Annotated in this window: 24 protein-coding genes; 8 read left to right on the forward strand and 16 right to left on the reverse strand. The window is 33.8% G+C overall.

The features are described from left to right. Positions 1–2: 2 nt before the first annotated feature. The 5 genes from HM990_RS04450 (at position 3) to HM990_RS04470 (ending at position 4,441) form a co-directional block, all read left to right on the forward strand. A complete protein-coding gene (locus HM990_RS04450) occupies positions 3–929 on the forward strand; it encodes a PorP/SprF family type IX secretion system membrane protein (protein ID WP_178987786.1) in 927 nt (308 codons plus the stop codon). Between the two features lie 10 nt (positions 930–939). Beyond that, a complete protein-coding gene (locus tag HM990_RS04455; RefSeq protein ID WP_178987787.1) occupies positions 940–2,931 on the forward strand; it encodes an OmpA family protein in 1,992 nt (663 codons plus the stop codon). Positions 2,932–3,039: 108 nt separating this feature from the next. Then, the gene (gene idi / locus HM990_RS04460) at positions 3,040–3,564 is read left to right on the forward strand and encodes an isopentenyl-diphosphate Delta-isomerase (protein ID WP_178987788.1); all 525 of its coding nucleotides are present in this window, start codon (positions 3,040–3,042) and stop codon (positions 3,562–3,564) included. 2 nt (positions 3,565–3,566) lie between these two features. Further along, positions 3,567–3,977 carry a 6-pyruvoyl trahydropterin synthase family protein gene (locus tag HM990_RS04465; protein ID WP_178987789.1) on the forward strand — a complete coding sequence of 137 codons (411 nt, stop codon included), beginning with the start codon at positions 3,567–3,569 and terminating at the stop codon, positions 3,975–3,977. A 197-nt stretch (positions 3,978–4,174) separates the two neighbouring features. Then, the gene (locus HM990_RS04470) at positions 4,175–4,441 is read left to right on the forward strand and encodes a hypothetical protein (protein WP_178987790.1); all 267 of its coding nucleotides are present in this window, start codon (positions 4,175–4,177) and stop codon (positions 4,439–4,441) included. A gap of 151 nt (positions 4,442–4,592) precedes the next feature. On the opposite strand, the gene HM990_RS04475 is transcribed toward HM990_RS04470, so the two are convergent. The 6 genes from HM990_RS04475 to HM990_RS04500 form a co-directional block, all read right to left on the reverse strand. Then, on the reverse strand, positions 4,593–5,303 hold the full coding sequence (locus HM990_RS04475) for a DUF4369 domain-containing protein (RefSeq protein WP_178987791.1): 711 nt from the start codon (positions 5,301–5,303) through the stop codon (positions 4,593–4,595). 87 nt (positions 5,304–5,390) lie between these two features. Continuing rightward, on the reverse strand, positions 5,391–6,605 hold the full coding sequence (locus tag HM990_RS04480) for a DUF819 family protein (protein ID WP_229719431.1): 1,215 nt from the start codon (positions 6,603–6,605) through the stop codon (positions 5,391–5,393). A 557-nt stretch (positions 6,606–7,162) separates the two neighbouring features. Then, positions 7,163–7,342: an Arc family DNA binding domain-containing protein gene (locus HM990_RS04485; RefSeq protein ID WP_178987793.1), complete on the reverse strand. Its 180-nt coding sequence runs from the start codon at positions 7,340–7,342 to the stop codon at positions 7,163–7,165. Positions 7,343–7,348: 6 nt separating this feature from the next. Continuing rightward, on the reverse strand, positions 7,349–7,849 hold the full coding sequence (locus tag HM990_RS04490; RefSeq protein ID WP_178987794.1) for a hypothetical protein: 501 nt from the start codon (positions 7,847–7,849) through the stop codon (positions 7,349–7,351). A 68-nt stretch (positions 7,850–7,917) separates the two neighbouring features. After that, on the reverse strand, positions 7,918–8,778 hold the full coding sequence (locus tag HM990_RS04495; protein WP_178987795.1) for an SPFH domain-containing protein: 861 nt from the start codon (positions 8,776–8,778) through the stop codon (positions 7,918–7,920). A gap of 497 nt (positions 8,779–9,275) precedes the next feature. Then, positions 9,276–10,202: an alpha/beta hydrolase family protein gene (locus HM990_RS04500; protein ID WP_178987796.1), complete on the reverse strand. Its 927-nt coding sequence runs from the start codon at positions 10,200–10,202 to the stop codon at positions 9,276–9,278. Between the two features lie 471 nt (positions 10,203–10,673). Between HM990_RS04500 and HM990_RS04505 the strand changes: the two genes are divergently transcribed. Continuing rightward, positions 10,674–11,354: a M15 family metallopeptidase gene (locus HM990_RS04505; RefSeq protein WP_178987797.1), complete on the forward strand. Its 681-nt coding sequence runs from the start codon at positions 10,674–10,676 to the stop codon at positions 11,352–11,354. Positions 11,355–11,391: 37 nt separating this feature from the next. On the opposite strand, the gene HM990_RS04510 is transcribed toward HM990_RS04505, so the two are convergent. The 3 genes from HM990_RS04510 to HM990_RS04520 all read right to left on the reverse strand — a co-directional run bounded on the left by HM990_RS04510 (position 11,392) and on the right by HM990_RS04520 (position 13,171). Continuing rightward, entirely contained in the window at positions 11,392–11,745 is a 354-nt protein-coding gene (locus HM990_RS04510; RefSeq protein ID WP_178987798.1) for a DoxX family protein, read from the reverse strand. Further along, positions 11,738–12,715: a peptidase associated/transthyretin-like domain-containing protein gene (locus HM990_RS04515; protein WP_178987799.1), complete on the reverse strand. Its 978-nt coding sequence runs from the start codon at positions 12,713–12,715 to the stop codon at positions 11,738–11,740. Before HM990_RS04515 ends, HM990_RS04510 begins: the two co-directional genes overlap by 8 nt. A gap of 111 nt (positions 12,716–12,826) precedes the next feature. Continuing rightward, on the reverse strand, positions 12,827–13,171 hold the full coding sequence (locus HM990_RS04520; RefSeq protein ID WP_178987800.1) for a DUF6249 domain-containing protein: 345 nt from the start codon (positions 13,169–13,171) through the stop codon (positions 12,827–12,829). Between the two features lie 143 nt (positions 13,172–13,314). Here HM990_RS04520 and HM990_RS04525 point away from each other — a divergent pair, with 143 nt between their 5' ends. Both HM990_RS04525 and HM990_RS04530 read left to right on the forward strand, forming a co-directional pair. After that, a complete protein-coding gene (locus HM990_RS04525) occupies positions 13,315–13,899 on the forward strand; it encodes an RNA polymerase sigma factor (protein ID WP_178987801.1) in 585 nt (194 codons plus the stop codon). After that, the gene (locus HM990_RS04530) at positions 13,886–14,287 is read left to right on the forward strand and encodes a hypothetical protein (protein WP_178987802.1); all 402 of its coding nucleotides are present in this window, start codon (positions 13,886–13,888) and stop codon (positions 14,285–14,287) included. The genes HM990_RS04525 and HM990_RS04530 overlap by 14 nt, the downstream gene beginning before the upstream one ends. Positions 14,288–14,316: 29 nt before the next feature. Here the strand turns inward: HM990_RS04530 and HM990_RS04535 are convergent, their stop codons facing one another. From HM990_RS04535 to HM990_RS04565, 7 genes are all read right to left on the reverse strand, one after another. Next, positions 14,317–15,552: a DEAD/DEAH box helicase gene (locus tag HM990_RS04535; protein WP_178987803.1), complete on the reverse strand. Its 1,236-nt coding sequence runs from the start codon at positions 15,550–15,552 to the stop codon at positions 14,317–14,319. A gap of 35 nt (positions 15,553–15,587) precedes the next feature. Beyond that, positions 15,588–16,544: a 23S rRNA (adenine(1618)-N(6))-methyltransferase RlmF gene (gene rlmF / locus HM990_RS04540; protein ID WP_317166922.1), complete on the reverse strand. Its 957-nt coding sequence runs from the start codon at positions 16,542–16,544 to the stop codon at positions 15,588–15,590. A gap of 26 nt (positions 16,545–16,570) precedes the next feature. Beyond that, on the reverse strand, positions 16,571–17,308 hold the full coding sequence (locus HM990_RS04545) for an outer membrane beta-barrel protein (RefSeq protein ID WP_178987805.1): 738 nt from the start codon (positions 17,306–17,308) through the stop codon (positions 16,571–16,573). Between the two features lie 149 nt (positions 17,309–17,457). Next, positions 17,458–18,135: an META domain-containing protein gene (locus HM990_RS04550; protein ID WP_178987806.1), complete on the reverse strand. Its 678-nt coding sequence runs from the start codon at positions 18,133–18,135 to the stop codon at positions 17,458–17,460. A 71-nt stretch (positions 18,136–18,206) separates the two neighbouring features. Continuing rightward, on the reverse strand, positions 18,207–18,992 hold the full coding sequence (locus HM990_RS04555) for a class I SAM-dependent methyltransferase (protein ID WP_178987807.1): 786 nt from the start codon (positions 18,990–18,992) through the stop codon (positions 18,207–18,209). Positions 18,993–19,004: 12 nt separating this feature from the next. Next, positions 19,005–22,457, reverse strand: coding sequence for a pyruvate carboxylase (locus HM990_RS04560; protein WP_178987808.1), 3,453 nt, complete (start codon positions 22,455–22,457; stop codon positions 19,005–19,007). Positions 22,458–22,678: 221 nt separating this feature from the next. After that, entirely contained in the window at positions 22,679–23,314 is a 636-nt protein-coding gene (locus tag HM990_RS04565; protein ID WP_178987809.1) for an MOSC domain-containing protein, read from the reverse strand. Positions 23,315–23,340 lie beyond the last annotated feature (26 nt).

Here is a 23,340-nt window from a genome sequence, read left to right on the forward strand (position 1 = left end):
AAATGATACATAAATCATCACTAATAAAAGGATTAATAGTTTTAGTATTTATACTAGTTAGTACTGTTAGTTTTGCGCAGCAAGATCCTCAATACACACATTACATGTTTAATACTTTGAGTGTTAATCCTGCTTATGCTGGTCAAAGAGAGACGTTGAGTGTCGTTGGTTTACACAGATCACAATGGGTTGGAATAGATGGTGCACCTCAAACACAATCATTAGGTGCTCATACGCCATTGCGTAACGAACGCATTGGTTTAGGCTTAAATATTGTAAAAGATGCTTTGGGTCCTGCTAGTGAAACATTTGTAGATGCTAATGTGTCTTACACCATTCCTATAAATGCCAATGACTTAAAATTATCATTTGGTGCAAAAGGCGGGTTTTATATGTTGGATACCGATTGGAGCAAAGGACGCTATAGAGATACGGATCCAGCATTTGAGAATGATTTAAATTTAATATCACCAATGATTGGAGCTGGTTTATACATGCATACCCGAAAATGGTATGTAGGTCTGGCGGTTCCTAATTTTATTGAGACCAAACATTATGACGATTATGAGGAGTCAGTTGCCACAGAGCGTATGCATTTCTATTTAATTGGTGGTTATGTTTTCAACATTAGTGAAACTACAGAATTAAAACCTGCATTTTTATTAAAAGGAGTCTCGGGAGCACCATTGATTGCAGATGTATCGGCTAATTTTTGGATTCAAAAGAAAGTTACCTTAGGTTTGGCCTGGAGATGGGACGATTCAGTCAGTGCTTTAGCAGGTTTACAGATAACGCCTGGCATGTTTGTTGGTTATAGTTATGATTTAACAACAACAGGTCTCAGTAATTATAATAGTGGTACACACGAATTCACATTAAGATTTGAAGTTAAAAGATTAGGTAGAATATTATCACCACGTTTCTTCTAAAAATAGAACTATGAAAACAATATTAAAATATATACTATTAACAGTCGTATTTGTATGCTCTTCAACCACTTTTGCTCAAAATGGAAAGATTCAAAGTGTTAAAGATGACTATAGGGATTTTGCTTATGTAAAAACAAGTGAAGTTTTGTTAGAAGTAGCAAACAAAGGTTATAAATCAGTGGATCTCTTTCAAAAATTAGCCAATTCGTTCTATTTCCAGAATAAAATGGAAGAAGCTGCTAAATGGTATGGTGAATTAATAAATATGGGAGAAGTCGTTGATCCAGAGTATTATTTTAGATATGCCTTAGCACTAAAGGGGATCAAGGATTACGAAGGTTCAGATGAATGGATGGCTAAATTCAACGAGCTGAAACCAGAAGATTCAAGAGGAAAGGCTTTTTTATCTAAGGTAGATTATAAATTGACTATTGAAGAATTAAGTAGAGACGATATTGAACCAATGAACCTCGAGATCAATACAGAGTTATCTGATTTCGGCACCACAGAATACGAAAACAGTATAGTGTTCGCTTCAGCAAGAGGTGGAGGACGTAAATACAGATGGAATGAAGAGCCTTATTTAGATTTGTATTCCGTAGAAAAAAACGAAGAAGGAGCTTTTGGTGACGTAAAAAATATAGAAGGCGATGTAAATACTAAATACCATGAATCGAGTGCTGTGTTTTCACCTAATGGAAAATACATGTTCTTTACAAGAAATAATTATCACAGATTAAAATATAAAGAAGACGATACGGGAATTAATAGACTACAATTATACAGAGCTACTTTAAGTGACGATGGTAAATGGGAAAATATCCATAAAGTGCATTTTAATAGTATAGATTATAGTGTAGCACATCCTTCCCTAAACGTAACAGGAACTAAATTATATTTTGCTTCGGATATGCCAGGTACTTTTGGGCAATCCGATATTTTCGTTGTCGATGTTAATGATGATGGTACTCTAGGTGAGCCAGAAAATTTAGGATCTGCAATAAATACCGAAGGTCAAGAGTCATTTCCATTTATTAATACGAGTGGAGATTTATATTTTTCCTCAACAGGATTTCCGGGATTAGGAGGCTTGGATGTTTTTAAATCTGAAGGTATAGATAAAAAAGTCAAAGAAGGTTCCAATAGAAATTTCCCGATAGAAAATGTTGGAAAACCAGTAAATAGTGAATGGGACGATTTTGGCTATTACGAAAACTTAGTCACTAAACGTGTTTATTTCAGTTCAAATAGAGAAGGAGGTAAAGGTAGTGATGACATTTATACATTTGAAGTCCCAGAATTAAAACTTTTGGTTGAAGGTATCGTTGAAGATATAAATACTAAAGAATTAATACCAGGTGCAACGGTTATTTTATATGATGAAGAAGGAAACGAAATAGCGCGTCAAACCGTTGGAGAAGATGCGTATTTTAAATTTAAAGTAGATCCTAAAAAGGAATACTTAGTTAGAGTTGAAAAAGATAAATATACGTCAGACGAAAAACGTTTTACCACACCAAACAAAAATCAGGAATTGAAGATGGAAATGCTCATAGAGAAGGATGAGCAACAGATAGAGCCTTGTGATGATTTGGCTAAAGTATTGGATATTCCTATTATTTATTTTGATTTTGATAAGTCTAATATAAGATATGATGCTGAAATTGAAATTCAAAAAGTATTAGCAGTATTGACCAAATATCCAACCATGCACATTGATATTCGTAGCCATACCGATTGCAGAGGTCCAGCAGCTTATAATGAAAAATTGTCAGACCGAAGAGCAAAATCTACACGTCAATATTTAATAGATAAAGGCGTTGAAGGCGAGCGATTAACAGCCAAAGGTTATGGCGAAACAAGATTAGTAAATGATTGTGGTTGCGATGCTGAAAATTCAAAAAATTGTTCTGAGGAAGAACATCAACTTAACAGACGAAGTGAATTTATTATTACGAGTATAAATGGTAAAACCTGTGATGATAAAATAGAAGAAAAATAAATATTTTTCTAGCATATAAACTTCATTAGCCGTTTAAATTTTTTTAAACGGCTATTTTTTTATGAAATCCTTCACTTTTATTTAAGCATAAGGTATTAATTTAGCAAGATGACAGAAGAACAAGTCATCTTAGTAGATGAAAATGATAATAAAATTGGTTTAATGCCAAAAATGGAAGCGCACGAAAAAGCACTTTTGCATCGTGCATTTTCGGTTTTTGTCTTTAATGATAAAAATGAATTGATGCTACAGCAACGTGCTATGCATAAATATCATACACCAGGTCTTTGGACGAACACCTGTTGCAGTCATCAACGTGATGGTGAAACCAATTTGCAAGCAGGCAAACGTCGTTTGCAGGAAGAAATGGGCTTTGTAACTGATTTAGAAGAATCCACCTCATTTATTTATAAAGCACCTTTTGAAAATGGTCTAACAGAACATGAGTATGACCACATAATGATTGGGTATTATAACGACGATCCAAACATCAATAAAGATGAAGTGGCGAGCTGGAAATGGATGTCACTTGAAGCTATAAAATCCGATATGGCTACAAATTCAGAATTATACACCGCCTGGTTTAAAATAATTTTTGAAAAGTTTTACGAATTCATAAACATTAAAAAATAATAATGAAAGTTACGGTCCACAGAAAAGCACATTTTAACGCAGCACACCGATTATATAGAAAAGATTGGAGCTTTGAGAAAAACGATGCCGTTTTTGGTTTGTGCAATAATCCTAATTTTCACGGCCATAATTATGAATTAATTGCAAGTGTAACAGGGAAAATTGATCCTGAAACCGGTTTCGTAATTGACGTAAAAATTTTAAAAGACCTCATTAAATCTGAAATTGAGGATGCTTTTGACCATAAGAACTTAAATGTTGAAGTACCAGAATTTAAAGATCTAAATCCTACGGCAGAAAATATCGCAGTTGTTATTTACAACAAGCTGAAATCAAAGCTAGATCCAAAATTTCAACTTAAAATTACGCTTTACGAAACGCCTCGTAACTTTGTCACCTATTCTGGAGACTAATTATTTGAAGAATACTTTGAAGCAATTAAAATTTTCAAGGGAGAAATCCTATGGATTTCTGCTACGATTATAGATTTCAAATTAAATTCGAAGTATGCAAAAACTTTGAAAATTTACGTTTAAAAACTTCAAATAAAAATCAATTAATTAACTAAAAGGATTTAGTACTTTTGCAGTTATATAAAAGAATAAATATCATGTCGAATAAAAGAGATTTAAAAAAGGATATCAACTACGTTTTAGGAGATATTATTGAAGCAGTTTACGTTTGGGAATTGACCAATCCAGAAAAGTCAACCAAAGAAAGCGAAGCGATTATAGATGAAGCCATTAGTACGTTTGATGAGTTAATTGCTCGTGTTAATGATAGAAGTGTTGAAAATAAGAAAGCACATTTTAAAGCCATTAACAATGATCTTGAAACAAAAGGAAGAGAACTTATAGATAAAATCAACAAATTATAATAACCGTAACTTATTTTCGATTATTTAAAAAAAATAATGGATATAATTTATTTTTAGTTTAAAAACACAGAATCCAATCATTTATTTGATTGGATTTTTACTTTTATCTTAATTCTAGATTCTTAAGTATGATAAAAAATGTTTTTCAGTGTTATTCAGCCGATTTTCTGTTTGCGATGGATTCTTCCAATTTTTTACCATAAAATGAATTCTTAACTTCAGGAGTTAGATTGTTGTATATAGAATCTATGAACACAGGATTTGCATTTCGCGTTTCATATAAGGCCAGATAAGGCGCAACTTCGCTATCCTTATTATTCATGGCGAACTGAATCGTATAAGCATATTTACGTTTTATAAGCTGATCGGTAATTTTATTTAAAGAATCAATTGCTGTACTATCCTTATCTTTTTGCGCGTTAAAACTCGCTTCAATGATGTCTAAATTTTTATTGTTGAATTGTGACATGATGCCTAAGTACTCCTCTAAAAGCTCATGTTGTTTGGAGCCTTTTATTTCAGAATCAAAATCAAAATGTTTTAAAGTGGTATTAATTTCAGTCACACCTTTATCCGCAAAAAATGGAATATAATGCTCTTCACCATCATTTTTAAACAATTTTAAATAGAGTAGTATAGGCTCGTCTAAATTGGTTTGTAAATTAAATTCAGGTTGACCTACAATAACCATAGAATCCAAGTTAACAACACTGGAATCGCCATCTTTTTGAAGATAGACCACCCCTTTTTTTAACCCTTTTATCTTACCTTTTAGGGTAAAATTGCTGTCGCTTTCCTTTCCACAGGAAACGGCTAACATTACTAATATAATAAGACTTAGGGCTTTGTTTAATTTTGTCATGTTTGGGTAAATTATTAGGCTACAACTTCGCACTTATGCTACCGTTGAAATTTGAGGCGCAAATATCTTATAATTGTTTTACAAATACTAACCAGTAGCTGCTATTTTCATAAGTTCTGCACAAAGAATAGCGCCATACGTGCCAACAACATAGCCAAATACAGCTAATAAAGCTCCAACAGTTGCTAAAGACGGATGAAAAGCGGCTGCTACAACTGGTGCAGAAGCTGCGCCACCAACATTGGCTTGACTGCCCACGGCTAAAAAGAAGAAAGGTGCTTTTATCAATTTTGCAATTAAAATCAATAATAAGGCATGAATTGCCATCCAAACCAATCCAATTAAAATAAGTCCAGGATTTTCAAATATTTTACCCAAATCCATTTTCATTCCAATGGTTGCAACAAGAATATAAATAAATACACTTCCTATTTTACTGGCACCAGCACCTTCATAATTTTTCGCTTTTGTAAAAGACAATAAAACACCAATAAGTGTGGCAATAGAAATAAGCCAAAAGAATCCACTACCAAAAGATGATAATGCACTTTTTGGATTACTTACGGCTTCGAAATTATCTTTTAAAAATACAGATATGTTATCTGCTCCATAATGCGCAATTCCAACGGCACCAAAAGCAAAAGCTAGAATGACAATAATATCTGTTAATGATGGATTTCGTGTGATTTTATCACTAAACGCTTGTACTTTATTTTGAAGTTCATCAATAGCTGTATTGTCTGCTTTAAACCATTTGTCAATCTTTTTTCGTTTTCCAATACCTAATAAAATAATTGCCATCCAAATATTAGCCACCACAATATCAACCAAAACCATTCCTCCATAAAGTTCTTGATTAAACTCGTAAATCTCCAACATAGCTGCTTGATTTGCTCCACCACCAATCCAACTACCAGCTAATGTTGCCAATCCTCTCCATGTAGCATCAAAACCTGCTCCACCAACAGTTTCTGGTGAAAATGAAGAAATTAATAAAATAGCGATAGGACCACCTATTACAATTCCTATTGTGCCTGTAAAGAACATAACTAAAGCTTTCCAACCTAAATTGAAAATAGCTTTTAGGTCTATGCTTAAAGTTAATAAAACCAACGAAGCAGGCAGTAAATAGCGACTTGCAATAAAATAACTTTCGGAGATTTCATCTGAAATTAAACCAAATGAATTAAATATCGCAGGAATTAAATAGCACATCAATAATCCTGGTACAATACGGTAGAATTTATGCCAAAACCCAGTTTTCTTTGATTCTGTAAAAAAAACTAAACCTAAAGCAATCATTAGTAATCCAAATACAATTGCGTCATTTTTAAATAAAACCCATTGATTACCTGTGGCCTTTTCTATTTTGTGTTTTTTAAGTGGTATTAGGTTTTGATCTGAAAGAAAATTTGTAGAAGTTAATTTAATCAGTTCAATGTCTTTAAAACGGTTTTCCGTTTTCATCTTTATATCGAATAAAGATGCTTTTTTTTCAATAATAATATTAGAGTTTCCTTTGTATTCTATAGTGTGTTCTTTGTTATTTTCAGTATAACTAAAAGTACCTTTTGCGAGTTTTTCGTTGGGAATAAACTGAACAACATCAGCCAAACCATTGGTTACAGTAAATTGAATTTTAAAAGAATTAAAGCTAATGGAATCTATTTTTACGGGAATTGTGAACTGTTCGGAATGGCTTGCATTAGCTTTTTCAAATGTTAATGTTTGAGAAAAAGAAAAATTAATACATAATAAGAAAGATAGTATTAATGATGTTTTAAATAATAATTTCATGTTCTGACGTAATTTATGCGCAAAATACAAAAATTAAAAACTAAAAAAGTGACCATCTCTGATCACTCTTTGTCTTTGGGTTTATCTTTTTGTTTGGGTTGCCTGTTATGTTCTTTTAAATATTGCATTAACATCCATTCGATTTGACCGTTGGTACTGCGAAACTCATCCGAAGCCCATTTTTCAACGGCTTTCAGCATGTCTTCATTGATTCGTAATGCAAAGGCTTTCTTTTTGGACATGGTAAATTAATTGAATTTTGATTTATAGGTGGCTAATACACTTTCGGCTTCGTTTTGTTTTTGTGTTCCAATTAAAAGTTTATTACCATTTTTTAGTATGAGTTGAATTCCAATAGTACCAGATACGTTTATTGCTTTTCTTTTAGATTTATTCCATAGCAAACTACCTCTAAGTCCCCAACCACCATATTCGCTTACGGCACTATATTTTCTCACAAAGGCATTATGTATCTCATTCCATTTAATGACTTTAAAGCTCCTATGAAAAGGAAAGAATTTATAATGTATTCCAAACTCATCGATTCTCGTGCTGAGTTTAAACAAAAATATTAAACCAGCCGCTAAAATAGTAACACCAATGACCAAAATTAATTCTAAGCCAGAAAAGCTACTGGGATCATTACTATAAGTACCTAATATGATCCCAATTGTAACCAATACACTAAGTGCCATTACTATAATGAGCCATAATTGGTTAAAACGTTGTTCTTCCTTGAAAATTCGCATGGGTAATGTTGTAAAAGTTCTTGTTAGCCCTCTATTAATAAAAATCAATCCTTAATTAATAAGTTGAATCAATGATTTAAAGTTCCCGTATTTAAAACTGGCGAAGCATCTTTATCTCCACAAAGCACCACCATCAGATTACTGACCATTGCCGCTTTACGTTCTTCATCTAGATCCACGACATTTTTTCTACTGAGTTGTTCAATGGCCATTTCTACCATACTTACTGCACCTTCAACAATTTTATGTCTTGCTGCTACGATGGCTGTCGCTTGTTGGCGTTTTAACATGGCGTTAGCGATCTCGTTGGCATACGCCAAATAGCCAATTCTGGCTTCTAGAACTTCTATGCCTGCAATGGTTAAGCGCTCGTCTATTTCTTTTTCTAAAGCTTCACTTACTTCATTGACGCTAGAACGAAGCGTGATATCTTCAACCACACCTTCATCTGCAAAGTTATCATAAGGGTACATGCTTGCTAATTTCCGAACTGCCGCATCAGTTTGCACACGTACAAAATTTTCATAATTATCAACATCAAAAGCCGCTTTGTAAGTGTTATGAACGCGCCAAACTAAAATAGTACTGATCATTATTGGATTTCCTAATTTGTCATTCACTTTTAAACGTTCGCTATCAAAGTTACTGGCTCTTAAGGAGATTTTCTTTTTCGTATATAATGGATTTACCCAATAGAAGCCGTTCTTTTTTACGGTGCCAACATATTTTCCAAATAAAAGTAACACACGGGAGCCATTTGGTTGTACCATTAAAAACCCGAATGCCAATACAATTGCGACGACAATACCAAATACAGGCCAGACCGTTTGTGTTATGGGAATGAGAGTGATACTTCCAAAGAATAATGCTATAAATAGGAATAACATTAAGTAGCCATTTGCAGGGACGATGATTTTTTCTTCTGTCATGATTTCAAAAATTTAGTTGGTTAATCTATTTAAAATTCAATATGATATTAAAATGATATCATAAAGATATAACTTATTAGATTAGTATGCAACTAAATTCATTTGTTACAGTTTTATGAGTTTAAATAAAAAGTTTTCATAAAATAAAGTTTGGCACGCCGTTTGTAATATACTAATCGTAATACACATTACGATAGTTACCATCTGGTAACATTACTACAAAGTAGTTGTATTACATTTGGTTGGTTAGTTAGAAAAAGCATCTCGTGGTTGGGATGCTTTTCATTTTGTTTGGTATTTAATCAGAAGTAGCATCTCGTTCCCGATAGTAATCGGGAGGAATGCTTTTCATTTTATTTAGTTGGTTAAGTCGAAAAAGCATCTCATCTTCGGTAATAATCGAAAGAGATGCTTTTTGTTTTTTATGAAGTTTCAACATAAAAAAAAGCATCTTTTTTAAGATACTTTCCTATGAAGTTGTGATTAATGAATGCCTATTAAGATTTTATAAAATCCGTAATACTTTCAATAAGTATGGGAGAAACCTTTCGAAAGGATTCATTATATGATTTTGAGTTTTCTAAATCATCGCCTTCAATTTCAAAAAGCACATGGTTCATCTTTTCGATAATTAGCAATTTGGCTTGGTCATTGGCTTCTTTTAATAGTTCTGCTTCTTTAACCGAAACCTGTAGATCTTTTGTGCCATTAATTATTAGAATCGGCATTTTTAAATCTTGAATAATTTCGGTCGGATTATAAGTCATCCAATTGATCATAAAATCTTGTATGTTAGGACCAAATAAAGAACCTAAAGCATCAGGATAATCCGTGGTGTTTTCTCCCTTCTTTAGCAAACCGACGACGCGTTGCGCTTCTTCTCCTAATTTTGGTGCCATTTTGGTCACTTGTTCAATAATAACATCACCTATATTATTACCAGCTCCAGCCAATGAAATAAAACCGTCAGCTTTGTCTTTAGCCGATAGCATGCCGACCAAGCTCCCTTGACTATGACCAATGACATAAATTTTATTATAACTATCTTTTTCCTTGAAGTAATCTAAAACTTCGGAAGCATCGCTTACAAAATCATCGAACATTATATCCTTATCGACGTTATTCTTTAGAATCTGTTTTACGATACGCTTATCATATCTAAAGGTTGCAATACCATTGTCCGTGAGTCCTTCTGCTAATTTCTTTAGGGAGTTGTTTTTAAGGAAATTTTGATTGCCGTTTCGGTTTGTAGGACCAGAACCTGCAATTATGATGGCTAAATTGGGTTTGTCATTTCCGTTTGGACTCAGTAATGTACCATCGATCCATTTTGTAATAGCCAATTCTTCTTCCGTATAAGTTTTGTCCTGACTCAAACCAATGGAACAAACCAAACATAAAGCAAGAATTATATACTGTTTCATTTTTAAATTGTTTTTGTGATGTTTAAAGTTACTTTATATACCTCGAATATTAAATTTTGATTCAAATTTTATACCAATTTTGTATTTTGAAATGAAGTGTAAATACAATTGGAACAATGTATTTTATCGATGAAATGCATTATTTCAACTTCAAATGTTAAAATTAAATGCAATACATCGATTAAATGTGTTTTTTAGCGTCGCAATTCAAAATGAATTATATATTTGACTCGTACTAAAATTTAGTTTTTAGTTCAATGGATTAATTAATTAATATTTGCCTTATGTTGTGTTAACTTAGAGACCCTAAATCTACCAGCATAGTTAAAAAGCAAATAAACGAAAACCGAGATTGAGGGATCTCGGTTTTTTGTTGTTTAGGGCTTTTTCACTTCTATAAACTATCAATGTTGTGATAATTCGAACACTCTTTTCTTCGCCTTTATTTTTTCATTAATTTAGTAGTTCGATATGAATTATAAATCAATATTTTACATAGGAAGTTTAGTCTTGCTTTTATTTGGTTTTCAACAAAAGCAAACTTTGCCTGAAGGTTTTGTGTATGTGACATCCGTAATTCCGGATTTGAATGTGGAACTACGGTATTTTTCCCAAAACAATTTTGTTGGTGATACTATAGATGGTTACAATTCCAATCGTTTGATATTAACCAAAAACACAGCCGAAAAGTTGAAATTGGTTCAAGATGAATTGCAAAAACAAAATCTTTGTTTAAAAGTGTATGACGGTTACAGACCACAACGAGCCGTGAATCATTTTATCCGTTGGGCAAAAGATTTGAACGATACCATTAATAAACAGCAATTTTATCCTGAAGTGAATAAAAGAAACCTGTTTAAAGCGGGTTATATAGCCTCTCGTTCTGGGCATAGTAGAGGCAGTACAATAGATTTGACAATCATCGACGGTGAAACAGGAGCACCTTTGGATATGGGAAGTCCTTACGATTTTTTTGGCGAGGCATCTTGGGTTGCCCATGATGATTTAACGGAAAAGCAAAAGCAAAACCGCCAATTGTTACAAACCGTAATGTTGAAGCATAACTTCAGAAATTACCCAAAAGAGTGGTGGCATTTTACTTTGCGTTGGGAACCCTTTCCTAAGACTTATTTTGATTTTGAGGTGGAGTAAATTATTGAAGTCAAAATTCAAGTTTTAAAATTCCAAACTATAAATAAACCCAAGCCCAATACATCAAACCAAATTGAAGTGGAATCCGTAAAATCAAAATCCATTTCGGAATTCCTGCAGATGCTTTTTCGCCAGAAAGCATATAAAAATGGACCAAAAGAAAAACCGCCAACATTGCAATAATGCCAAAAATGGCCATATTTTTTATAGCGGGAATACATAATCCAATACCTAATAGCATCTCTGCGATTCCGCTCAAATACACCAAAGCTTTATGGTTTGGTAAATATTTTGGCATAATCCGCATATACATTTTTGGCTTTATAAAGTGCATAATGCCTGCTAAAACATAAATTGCGGCCATTATGTAAAGACCAATTGGTTCATTCATCTTTATAAGTTTTATAGGTTAAACCAATGCCATAATTAAATAAATCCCGTTTGAGTAGACTGGATTGTAAACCATTGCCTTTGTCAAACTTCACCCAATTGTTGCCATTGATGAACACGCGTTTGATGTAAGTGTTTTTGCCTTCCACTTCATCTGTAAAAGGCAATAATGGTCTAAAGTTGGTCGGGATTTTTACGATATCACCAGATTTAGATTTAATCTCTTTGTACTTTTTATTAGGTAACAGCTTTCCCTCTTTGTTAGTGTAACCCAAAACTTGAAGGGACACAAAAAAACCATTTTCAGGAATGTAAATGTCGTAATCTTCGACATTCAGCTCAAAGGCATCTCCAGTTTTTTCAGTCGCTCTAAAAACAATGGTTTCGTAGGTCAACACTTTCCCGGGAACACCATTATTATTGTCATAAAATTTTACTTTAAATAAGGTCGAAAATTTTTTCTTTTCACTGTTTTTACGATTGCGTTTTTCCCAATCCTTCGATTCTAATGCAATGGGAAAAAATACCGTTTTTAGCTTTTGATCTTGGTTAGTGGTTTTAGGAAAATAAACCGCAATCTCAGATTCTATGGTTGGTAGCCAACAATTGTAATAATCGTCGTCTAGGTATGGTTTTAGTTTTTCTTCTTTGAATTTTCTATCTATTGTAACTCCAACCAAAACTTCATCTAATTCTGAAGCTTCAGGATGCATCAATAATTGGCTGGGCAAACTGCTTGTCGAAACATTCAAATCTTTAAAACCCAAAGCCGAAATAAAAAGCGAATCGATATCTGGATATAATTTCTTGGTGAAGAAAAACTGACCTTCATCATCCGCAAAAATACCGTTACCATTTCCGAACGAAATAGTGGCATAACTCACAGGATAAGTTGAAATACTGTCTTTAATAGTGATCTGGGCAAAAGATAATTGCCCAATAAAAAGTAGGATAAATAAAAATTTGTGCATGGTTAAGCTTATAATTTTTTAAAGATACATTATTTATGGGCATAAAAAAACGCCTCAATTCCGATAACTATCGGAAGAGACGCTTTTTAAAGATTGATTAGTTCTTAATTATTAGTCATCTAATGCTTTTTTGGTTTGGGTAAAGCCTATATAGAGACCCACTCCAGCCATTAAGAATATCATAGCTGGATAAATAGCATTATCATCTAAACCCGTATAAGTTTCTAGAATATTAGCAATAAACACGCCTAACCCAATGCCCATTAATAGAAACGCTAAGTTTAAAACAATAACTTTCCAAGAGGAACCAGAGCGTTTGCCGAGGTTAAAAATACTTGCATCTGCACCTTTTTCAATAAGTGCCAAGCGTTCCTTGTTTCTAGTGGACAGATATAAATATACCATTCCAAAAATTGCTGCGAATAGACTAAGCGGTATTAAAATTTCTTCGTTCATAATGTTTGTTTTTTAATTGATTAATTTTATTTGTTCATAGCTTATGACGACAAGGTTTGAATTCTGGTTACACTTTTTTCAAAAAAAATAAATTTATTGTATTTGTGTAACCTTGTATTACTTTATGTCGTCTTAAATACAAAATGACCACCAACGACGACCACATACTAATCAACGCTATTAAAAATGGCGATACAAATGCGTATGCACAGTTAGTGGATCTGTATAAGGATTTGGTTTATACTTTGGCCTTACGTATGTTAAAACATCGTGAAGAGGCAGAGGAAGTGGCACAAGATGCGTTTGTAAAAGTTTTTAAGTCATTGGATAATTTTAAAGGTGACTCTAAATTTTCGACATGGATTTATAAAGTGACCTATAATACCTGTTTGGATCGCATAAAAAAGAATAAAAAATATTTAAATAATGTTGCCATTGATGAGTTTACATTTAATAAATTAGATGTTATTGATAATGCCTTGGAAAACATGATTATGAATGAAAAGCAAGCATTGATAAGGAATTGTGTGGCCGAACTCCCTGAAGAAACGAGTGCGTTGCTCACATTATTTTATTTTGAGGATTTATCTTTAGATGAAATTTCTCAAATTACAAATATAGAAGCTAACACATTGAAAGTGAAGCTTTTTAGAGCACGAAAAAAATTGGCGGTTATTTTAGAGCAGTATTTACAACCTGAAAGCAGATTGAATTATGGAAAAGGATGATAAAAAAATAGAAGAACTCATTGGAAAACTAATGTCCGCGGAGAGTTTAGAGCAACCTTCTTTGGATTTTACGAATAACGTAATGTCTAAGGTTGAAGCGATTTCCAGTTCAACAACCACGGTTTATAAGCCATTGATTCCAAAGTCAGTTTGGTTTTTAATATTAGGTAGTTTTGTGGCTTTGATTGGTTATATTTATCTGAATAAACCAACCTCAGATAATGGATGGTTTGACCGTTTTGATTTATCTCATATAACGGTTAATCCCTTAGAAAATCTTTCTATTGATTTCTCAACAACGCTGATGTATGCTGTTGTGCTTTTAGCAATTATGGTGAGTATTCAAGTGCCTTTGTTAAAACATTATCTTGATAAACGGACGTTTTAGTTATGATAGTACCAGAATAAAATAATACATCAGTACCAGCGTTTCTTCTTCTTTTTGGAAGCCTCGCTTTTACGACCTTTTTTATACTTACTCCCTTTCTTTTTATGCACTATCGGTTTCGCTTTTGGATCTAAAGGATAAGGGTGTTCAGTTTCAACAGGAATTTGAACATTAATGGATTGTTCAATAGTTTTTACATAACTTTTCTCGTCAGAAGAACACATGGAATACGCTATTCCTATATTTCCAGCACGACCAGTTCTACCAATCCTATGAACGTAAGTTTCTGGTACATTTGGCATATCAAAATTAAAGACGTTATCGAGTTCGTTAATATCAATTCCACGAGCCGCAACATCTGTAGCAATTAAGACTTTTACATAGCCATTTTTGAATTTATTCAAAGCATTTTGCCGTTCACTTTGCGCTTTGTCGCCATGAATACTATCAACGGTATAGCCGTTTTTAAGTAAGGTCTGTTCTAGTTTATTAACCCCAAATTTGGTACGTCTAAAAATAAGAACATTGCCTTTTATCGTATTTCGCATTAAATGTAAACACAACTCAATTTTGTTGCGTTTAGGGACGTAATACAACACCTGACTCACATCTTGAGCAACCGATTTTGTCGGAGTCACATCAATACGCTCAGGATTTTTAAGAATGGTTTTTGCCAATTCCTCTATTTTATAAGGAATGGTGGCCGAAAATAATAAGGTTTGCTTGTCCTCAGGACAAAGACGTTCGATTTTTTTAATATCATCAATAAAACCCATAGCCAACATTAAATCGGCTTCATCTAAAACGAAGGTTTCGATATAATCGAGATTGATATAATCTTGTTTATGTAAATCGAGTAGGCGACCAGGTGTTGCGACCAGTATATCAACACCTTTTTTTAGCACATCAATTTGAGGTTCTATGGATGCTCCACCAAAAACAACCAGAGAACGCAGATTAGTGTACTGAGCATAGGTTTTAAAATTTTGTTGAATCTGTACTGCCAATTCCCGCGTAGGACTCACAATCAAGGCTCTTATTTTCTTGCCTTTTTTTGGTGCATCTTGTTTATCAAAAAGTTGCTGTAAAATAGGTAGGGCAAAAGCCGCAGTTTTTCCTGTGCCTGTTTGCGCAGAAACAATGACATCTTTACCTTCTAAAACTAAAGGAATAGAACGTTGCTGTACCAACGTGGGATCAACATAACCTGAAGCTTCAATCGCTTTTAGTAATGGTTTTATGAGGTGTAAGTCTTTGAATGACATTTAAACTATTTTTTTACAAAGGTAGAACATTAGTTTTACCAACGTTCATTTCTCCAATCCTTATGCTCATCATCAGTCAAAAACGTCCAAGCAATGAATCGGCTGACTTTTTGCCCTTGTCCCATTTCAATCGTTTTAACGTCGGTTGCATTTACTTTTTGTAAAATTTTATAGGTCGGTTTTAGGGTGGTTTCTTTCGAAATTAAACTCGTAAACCATAAGCATTGTTTTCCAAAATGCTTGCTTTCGTAAATCATGTCTTTTACAAAACGCGCTTCACCGCCTTTAGTCCAAAGTTCGTTATGTTGTCCACCAAAATTTAAAAGTGCTTTGTTTGGTCTTTTGCCCTTAAGGTTTTTCTGTTTTTTTAAACTTGCTTTTTGAGCTTCTTCGGCAGATGAATGAAAAGGAGGGTTACAAATTGTAAAATCCACTTTTTCTTCCGGTTTTAATATGTTGTAGAAAAAGTCATTGGATTTTTCTTGGCGTCTAATTTCCAAAGTCGACTTTAAACTGGAATTTCGCTGTTCAATTTCTTTAGCATTAGCAATCGCTGTTTCATCTGTGTCACTGCCTATAAATGACCAACCATATTCGTGCTGGCCAATAATTGGGTAAATACAATTAGCACCAACACCAATATCCAAGCCTTTAATGTGCTTGCCTTTCGGAATTTCGGAACCATTGCCTTTTAAAAGGTCAGCAATATTATGGATGTAATCTGCACGACCAGGAATTGGTGGACACAGATAATGTTTAGGGATATCCCAATATTGTAAGCCATAATGATGAATTAATAACGCCTTGTTTAACGCTTTCACCGCATCAGGATTAAAAAAATCGATAGACTCATCTCCATATTTATTTGGCGCCACATACGCAGCCAATTTTGGAGAGCTCTTAATGAGTTTTTTAAAATTATAACGTTCTCTATGCTGACTTCTAGGGTGAAGTTCTGATTTTACTTTAGGGTGTTCTTTTTTCTTTTCCAACTTAAAAATTTTTTTGAGTTCTCTCATTATAATATGAGACCAACTCCAAGATTAACAGTCATCGGTTCTTTTTCATTCTTAAATTCCACATATTGACTAATATCAGAATTCGTATCGTTATTCTTAATAGCTTTGATGTATTGGTTAATTTTTAAAAGAACGAATCCTTTTTTACTGGAAGAAAAAGTTATGCTTTTCTTTAATTGTAAGAAAGCTCCAAAACTTACAGAATTATAATTATCCTTGAGGTCTTTTTCATAGTCAATAGAGATATTATTATAGACAAGTGGGTCGTTTGGGTCAATGAAATCGATTCTTGATGAATCCACATTGCTATCGCCTTTTTCTTTTGCTGAAACTGTAAAATTTGCAAATGTTCCAATTCCGAACTGATAAGATTTGTCATTTCCGAAATGAAAGTTGAAATTTATAGGTGTTTGAATTTGGTGTATATTCCTATTTCCTTTGTAGGTCACATATCCTATTTTATCTTCAATTGAAAATCTATCCAGATAATACCCAATACCAAAATCTATTGAGCTTTTTTCGCTTATAGAATAGTTTATGCTTGGTAATATAAAAACACCGATATTTATGGACGATTTTATTTCTGGACTACCAGAAACGTTTGAATTGGTTAGCTCACTAGTTTTTGGAACAGATAATGTTGGTCCTAGAGCTAATTGAAAATCTATAGTATTAACTTGTGAATATAATTGGGTAAATAAACAGGTTAGAAGTATAAATAAAATTTTTTGTTTCATAGTTTGATTCTGCGATTTGTGACAAAGAGTTCGACAAAAGTAAACCAAAAGAAAATGATAATACTTAATTGTAATTTCAAATTATGGCAAAAAAAAAGATATTAGGTTATTGAGTTATTCAGACGAACTTTAACTAAACGACCCAAATGTTAATCCACTTTCTTAAAACGTAATATTTCATTTCCATCTGTATTCAGCAGAATTAAAGTTAATCCGTCTTTTTTGTAGCTTGCTGTTTCGTTGAGAGCCTTATCGTAACGATCTGAAATCGTCATGTCAGCACACATTTTTCTTGTGGTAGCAATGGCACCAAATTCAATAGTGTTCGATTTTATCGATTTAATCTGTCCATTGTAATTATTGCAACCATTGAATCCAAAAACTCGCATTTCTGTAGTGTTTATTTCAAGCGTTGGCGCATTGGTTTTGGCAATTTCTTCGCCGTTAATATGTGTTGCCACCCAAATATCGTGAATTGCCATTTTTGGATCTGATTTCTTTTCTAATACTTCAACAAGATCGTATTGAATTGAAGACGCATCAGCCGGCACCTCTTTTGCATCCAATTCTGTTTCTGTTACTTCAATTTTTTGAAGAAATCCAGGTTCAAAAGTGAAGCCATTTATTGTTGAATAAAAATTAGACCAATCTGCGTTTTCGTGGTCGTCTGCTTTTGTGACTTGCAGGCATTTTGCTTTTCCTAAGCCAGCATCACAATATACTTTTGCGCTGTTGACCCAATAGGTTGCTGTTGTATGTTTTGTGGAGCCACAAGAAGACATCATAAGGATTAATGAAAGAATTGCGAATGATTTAAATATGGTCATAATTATGTGTTTGTTTAATTGACTTCATGATTTTCAAAAGCCCTGCCAATACAATTTATGAAACGTTAAAACTAAGCCAATTCTCCTATGATGTATAGGTAATCGCCCAATTCATTTGCGTAAGATTTTATAATCTCATCTATTTTTCCGTTGTCAATATCTTTTCGTAATGCGGTTAAACCTTTTTCAACTTCCTCAATATTAGCCAAAGCACTAAAAGATGAAATACCATGTCTTATACTTTCGTCAAAATACAATTCTGGGTTTTGTTTGCCACAGTACAAAAACTGATCTTTCAAATTGGGTTTTATACTGTAGGTTTCGGTCTTTGTAATTTTTAAATTTGAAAGTTGCATCGCATTTTCAACAGCTTCAAGTGATGGCATTTGGGTTATGGAATCTTTTAACATTTTCGGGAAATAATGATTGAGCCAATAACCCTTCATTTGATTTGGAGTAGAAGTAAAAATGACAATTTTACCAGCAGGTTTTAAAATATAGGCTAATTCTGAAAATGCTCTTGTCAAATTGGTCCAATGATGAATTGTCAAAGTTGCTAAAATTCCATCGATACTTTTTTGAGGTAAATCTGTTTTTTCAGCGGAACCAATTTTCCAATCGATAGCTGGGTTTTTGGCTTGTGCTTTTTGAAGCATTTCGATTGAGGGATCTATTCCAATAAAATGAAACCCTTTATTATGAAGTGCATTCGTATAATTACCAGTGCCACAACCAATATCCAAATACAAACCCTCTTTTTTCGGATTGAGATGTTTTACTAATTGTTCCGTCAAATACGGATCTGCTTTTCTGGTTTGGTTGTAATTGATTCCTATTTGGTTGTATTTGGTTGACATAAATTGAATTTCTCACTCAAAGGTAACAATCAAATCATCCTGTTTAACCATACTTCCTTCATTTAAAGTAATCGATTTTACTTTTCCAGATTTATGAGCCGTTACAGTCGTTTCCATTTTCATGGCTTCAATGACAAACAAAGGATCATCTTCTTTGACTTTTGTGCCTTTTTTAACTAAAACTTTATAAAGCGACCCTTGTAAAGGCGCACCTATTTGATTGCTATCTTCGGGATTTATTTTTACATTTTCTACCTTTTTAATATTCAAAGACGTATCAAAAATTTCAACAAAGCGGTTTTCACCATTCACTTTAAAGAATACGGTTCGCATGCCTTCATCATTAGGGTAACTTACTGAAAGTAATTTTACAATAATTGTTTTTCCAGGCTCCAATGTTATGTTTGTTTCCTCTTGACGTTTCATGCCGAAGAAGAAATCTTTGGTTGGAATCAAGGCAACATTACCGTAACGCTTATAGTTTTCATGAGCTTTTTCAAAAACTTTTGGATAGAGCATATAGGATAAAAAATCTTCCATTTCAATAGCCCTTGTAAAGCCTTGTTGGAATTTCTTTTTAAAATCCGCATATTCTTTTGTGAAATCCACAGGTTCTAAATGCGCATTTGGTCGGTCTGTGTAAGCGTCTCTATTTTTGAGTATAATTTTTTGTAGTTTCTTCGGAAAGCCTCCAACAGGTTGTCCTAAATCGCCTTTAAAGAAATTAATCACCGATTCTGGAAACGAAATGGAATCGCCGCGTTCCATCACATCATCTGGTGTTAAATTGTTGGTTACCATAAAGATAGCCATATCTCCAACGACCTTAGAACTTGGAGTCACTTTAATTAAATTGCCGAACATGGCATTGACCTGAGCATACATTTTTTTAACCTCGTCAAAGCGATCTCCTAAACCTAAGGCAATGGCTTGTGGTCGTAAATTTGAATATTGACCACCCGGAATTTCATGTTGATACACTTCTGCAGTTCCAGCTTTTAAACCAGATTCAAATGGATAATACATTTCGCGTGTATCTTCCCAATAATTTGAAAACTGATTTAAGGAATTCATATCAAAATCATGTGCGCGTTCTTGGCCTTTCATCATTTCAACAACGCTATTAAAATTCGGTTGTGAAGTGAGTCCAGAAAGTCCACCAAGGGCGACATCAACGACATCAACACCAGCTTCAATCGCTTTTAAATAGGTGGCAGTTTGTAAAGAAGAGGTGTCATGGGTATGCAAATGAACAGGAATGTTCAACGTATCTTTAAGTGCAGAAACCAATTCTGTAGCTGCGTAAGGCTTAAGCAATCCTGCCATATCTTTTATAGCGATCATGTGGGCACCAGCATTTTCCAAATCCTTGGCGAGTTGTGTATAATATTTTAGATTGTATTTGGTTTCTTTTGGGTCCAAAATATCGCCTGTATAACTGATGGCAGCTTGGGCAATGCCATGTGTGTTGTTTCTCACATAATTAATACTTGGTTCCATGGCTTTTATCCAGTTCAGTGAGTCGAAAATTCTAAAAATATCAACACCATTCTCCCAAGATTTTTCGACGAATTTTTCAATCAAATTATCTGGATAGGCTTTATAGCCCACACCATTTGAGCCACGTAACAACATTTGAAACAATATATTCGGTACTGCTTTACGCAATTCCCTTAATCGTGTCCATGGACTTTCATGCAGAAAACGTAAACACACATCAAAAGTTGCGCCTCCCCAAACTTCCATGCTAAAGGTATTGGGATGGTTTTTTGCAAAACTTTCAGCCACTTTCAACATGTCGTAACTTCGCATACGTGTGGCCAAAAGGGATTGGTGTGCATCTCGCATCGTTGTATCCGTATAATGTATTTTTTTATCATCCATTAACCATTGGCAAAAGGCTTCTGGACCAAGTTCAGTCAGTGAATCTTTAGTGCCTTTGGGAAATGCATCCGATCGTTTGTACTTTGGAACTTTTGCTGTTCTAAATACTTTGTCTTTATCGATGTTTGTAACGTCTGAATTTCCATTGACTATAACTTCGGCAAGGAAATTAACAGCCTTTGAAGTTCGGTCTTGTGGCAGTTTTATTTCGAATAAAGAAGGTGTATTCTGGATGAAATTCACGGTTACTTTTCCCGCTTTGAACGTGTCATGTAAAATCACATTCTGCAGAAAATGAATATTGGTTTTTACACCTCTAATTCTAAACTCTTTTAAGGCACGTACCATTTTTCTAACGGCTCCATCGAGTGTTCGTCCTTGAGCAGAAACTTTCACGAGCATAGAATCGAAAAATGGGCTTACATTATAGCCTTGATATATGCTGCCAGCGTCCAAACGAATTCCCATTCCTGAGGCACTTCTATAGGTTGTGATATTTCCATAATCTGGTGTGAAATTGTTTTCTGGATCTTCGGTGGTTAATCGACATTGTAACGCAAAACCATTGGTTTCTATAGAGGCTTGTTCGTAAATTTTTATTTGTTGGTCAGATAATTTGTAGCCACCAGCAATGAATATTTGTGTCTTAACCAAGTCTATACCAGTAACCATTTCGGTAACGGTATGCTCAACTTGAATTCTAGGGTTGACTTCAATAAAATAGATATTGTCTTGTTGGTCGACTAAAAATTCAACTGTTCCTATGTTGTTATAGTTGACTTCTGAAGTGATGGCTACCGCATATTTGTAAAGCGCATCTTTTACGTTTTGGGGTACGTTATAAGAAGGTGCGACTTCGACTACTTTTTGATGACGACGTTGCACTGAACAATCACGTTCAAAAAGATGACGAATATTGCCATGTCTGTCTGCTACAATCTGAACTTCAATATGTTTTGGGTTTTCAACATACTTTTCTAAAAACATGGTATCATCGCCAAAAGCGTTTAAAGCTTCATTTCGTGCTGAATCAAAATTTTGTTCTAAATCTGAGTTATTTCGAACCACACGCATACCACGACCTCCACCTCCAGAAGCGGCTTTTAGCATCAACGGGTAACCAATGGAATTAGCTTCAGAAATAGCGATTTTTAAAGACGTAAGGCTTTTTTTGTTACTTTCAATTATTGGAACGTTACATTTTACAGCAATTTGTTTAGCAGTAATTTTATCACCTAGTGCATCCATAACTTCAGGATCGGGACCTATGAAAATGATGTCGTTTTCGGCACATCGTCTTGCGAATTCAGAATTCTCGGATAAAAAACCATAACCAGGATGTATAGCATCTACATTTTTTTCTTTTGCCAATGCCACAATTTCTTCAATATCCAGATAAGGTTTTAGTGGTGCGTTGTCCTCGCCAATTTGATAGGACTCGTCAGCCTTATTTCTATGTTGCGAATAGCGATCTTCGTAAGTGTAAATAGCAACTGTAGCAATATTAAGTTCTGCACACGCCCTTAAAACACGAATGGCAATTTCACTTCGATTGGCAACTAATATTTTTTTGATTTTCATGGTTGGAACTATATGATGGTTGTGTTATAAACTTTAAATTATTGTAGTGATTTTCAAATATAAGAAAGACTTACTATAACGTTTTCGTGAAAGCTAATTATTTTATTAAAAGCTGTGTTTTAAATGTTTATATAATAGTTGAAAAGTTGAATAAAGTCCTTGATCTGAGTCATTTTTCAAATAAATCCGATAAGAACAGGAAGCAATCTGTCTATAACTGCTTATTGGAGAAAAAACTTTAAACGTTTTTTTAAACTTAGAGGTAAAGCGTCATTGTCAAGTACTAGACGAATGTGATCCATGTTCTTATTTTTAGCATAAAGCAATTCAAAAAAATGAAAAATAGAAACGCTATCTTTAGAACGTTCAACTAAGTTAAAAGAATCTCCAGTTTTGACATTACCTTCTTCTAAAACACGGATATAAGTTCCAGAATAACCATGGTCTATAAATTGTTGTAAGACACTTTCTGAACCAAATTTATAAGCGAATTTAAAACAAGGTTCTCGAGGCTGCGTGATTTGTACCAAAGCCTTACCTAATTTGTAAATATCTCCAATAAATAATTGTTTCTCGTCTAAATCTTCAATCGTTAAGTTTTCGCCTAGCATACCATAGGTCCAATCTAAGTGAGGATATAATTCTTGCCAATACGGATAATGATTTGAAGAAAATAAATAGCCTGCTTTAAATTCACCGCCATGAACCTTTCGGTCTGAAACTTCATCACCTCTTACTTCATCTTTTCCTAAATATATTGGAACGTCAGTTGGCTTTTTATAAATACCAGTTGTAACCTCTTCGCCATTCCAAAGGAATTTGGTGGGTTGTGCTATGTTGGTGGAAATGACTTTCATCCCTTAAAAGTATAAAAAATAATATT

Source organism: Winogradskyella schleiferi (genome assembly GCF_013394655.1).
Classification (GTDB): Bacteria; Bacteroidota; Bacteroidia; order Flavobacteriales; family Flavobacteriaceae; genus Winogradskyella; species Winogradskyella schleiferi.

Coding starts and splice junctions, on each gene's coding strand:
- HM990_RS04450 (WP_178987786.1), top strand. CDS start 3: ATGATACATAAATCATCACTAATAAAAGGATTAATAGTTTTAGTATTT.
- HM990_RS04455 (WP_178987787.1), top strand. CDS start 940: ATGAAAACAATATTAAAATATATACTATTAACAGTCGTATTTGTATGC.
- idi (WP_178987788.1), top strand. CDS start 3,040: ATGACAGAAGAACAAGTCATCTTAGTAGATGAAAATGATAATAAAATT.
- HM990_RS04465 (WP_178987789.1), top strand. CDS start 3,567: ATGAAAGTTACGGTCCACAGAAAAGCACATTTTAACGCAGCACACCGA.
- HM990_RS04470 (WP_178987790.1), top strand. CDS start 4,175: ATGTCGAATAAAAGAGATTTAAAAAAGGATATCAACTACGTTTTAGGA.
- HM990_RS04475 (WP_178987791.1), bottom strand. CDS start 5,303: ATGACAAAATTAAACAAAGCCCTAAGTCTTATTATATTAGTAATGTTA.
- HM990_RS04480 (WP_229719431.1), bottom strand. CDS start 6,605: ATGATTGCTTTAGGTTTAGTTTTTTTTACAGAATCAAAGAAAACTGGG.
- HM990_RS04485 (WP_178987793.1), bottom strand. CDS start 7,342: ATGTCCAAAAAGAAAGCCTTTGCATTACGAATCAATGAAGACATGCTG.
- HM990_RS04490 (WP_178987794.1), bottom strand. CDS start 7,849: ATGCGAATTTTCAAGGAAGAACAACGTTTTAACCAATTATGGCTCATT.
- HM990_RS04495 (WP_178987795.1), bottom strand. CDS start 8,778: ATGACAGAAGAAAAAATCATCGTCCCTGCAAATGGCTACTTAATGTTA.
- HM990_RS04500 (WP_178987796.1), bottom strand. CDS start 10,202: ATGAAACAGTATATAATTCTTGCTTTATGTTTGGTTTGTTCCATTGGT.
- HM990_RS04505 (WP_178987797.1), top strand. CDS start 10,674: ATGAATTATAAATCAATATTTTACATAGGAAGTTTAGTCTTGCTTTTA.
- HM990_RS04510 (WP_178987798.1), bottom strand. CDS start 11,745: ATGAATGAACCAATTGGTCTTTACATAATGGCCGCAATTTATGTTTTA.
- HM990_RS04515 (WP_178987799.1), bottom strand. CDS start 12,715: ATGCACAAATTTTTATTTATCCTACTTTTTATTGGGCAATTATCTTTT.
- HM990_RS04520 (WP_178987800.1), bottom strand. CDS start 13,171: ATGAACGAAGAAATTTTAATACCGCTTAGTCTATTCGCAGCAATTTTT.
- HM990_RS04525 (WP_178987801.1), top strand. CDS start 13,315: ATGACCACCAACGACGACCACATACTAATCAACGCTATTAAAAATGGC.
- HM990_RS04530 (WP_178987802.1), top strand. CDS start 13,886: ATGGAAAAGGATGATAAAAAAATAGAAGAACTCATTGGAAAACTAATG.
- HM990_RS04535 (WP_178987803.1), bottom strand. CDS start 15,552: ATGTCATTCAAAGACTTACACCTCATAAAACCATTACTAAAAGCGATT.
- HM990_RS04545 (WP_178987805.1), bottom strand. CDS start 17,308: ATGAAACAAAAAATTTTATTTATACTTCTAACCTGTTTATTTACCCAA.
- HM990_RS04550 (WP_178987806.1), bottom strand. CDS start 18,135: ATGACCATATTTAAATCATTCGCAATTCTTTCATTAATCCTTATGATG.
- HM990_RS04555 (WP_178987807.1), bottom strand. CDS start 18,992: ATGTCAACCAAATACAACCAAATAGGAATCAATTACAACCAAACCAGA.
- HM990_RS04560 (WP_178987808.1), bottom strand. CDS start 22,457: ATGAAAATCAAAAAAATATTAGTTGCCAATCGAAGTGAAATTGCCATT.
- HM990_RS04565 (WP_178987809.1), bottom strand. CDS start 23,314: ATGAAAGTCATTTCCACCAACATAGCACAACCCACCAAATTCCTTTGG.